Annotated in this window: 1 pseudogene; it reads left to right on the top strand. The window is 81.2% G+C overall.

Annotation, left to right across the window (positions count from 1 at the left end):
* Positions 1-24 precede the first annotated feature (24 nt).
* Positions 25-543 (top strand): annotated as a pseudogene (locus tag RKE29_RS30345) (galactosyldiacylglycerol synthase); the annotation flags it as partial.

Here is a 543-nt window from a genome sequence, read left to right as displayed (position 1 = left end):
GCGGTCGCCGCCGGGCTCGCCGCCCTGGGCCACCGCGCCCGCCGCGCGGACGTGCTCGACCTGCTCCCCGGCGGCGTGGGCAGCGGCCTGCGCGCCTTCTACCGGGCCGCCGTCCGCCGCGCGCCCGTGGTCTACGCGGGCCTGTACGCGGCCTTCTTCCGCGGCGGCCGGGGAGACCTGCGGCCCGGCAGCGCGCCGCTGGCCGCGCTCGCCGCCGACCGCCTGCTCGCCCTCGTCGCCCGCGAGCGCCCGGACGCGGTCGTCCCCGTCTTCCACCTCGCCGCGCAGCTCACCGGAGGGCTGCGTGCCCGCGGGGCGCTGCCGGTGCCCAGCACCGTCGTGATCACCGATTTCGCCGTGCACCGCCAGTGGCTCCATCCCGGCAACGACCTGCACCTGTGCCTCACCCCGCACGCCGCGCGGGAGGTGCGGCACGCCGTCGGCCGGCCCGCCGTCGTCACCGGCCCGGTGGTGGACGGCGCGTTCCGCGAGGCCGCGCCCGGCGCGGCCGACTGGCGGCGGCTGCTGGCGGCCCGCGCGCCG

The sequence above is a fragment of the Streptomyces sp. B1866 genome (assembly GCF_031932565.1).
In the GTDB taxonomy this organism is placed as follows: domain Bacteria; phylum Actinomycetota; class Actinomycetes; order Streptomycetales; family Streptomycetaceae; genus Streptomyces.
Note: the sequence above shows the minus strand (reverse complement) of the source record. Positions and strands in the feature narration are given on the sequence as shown.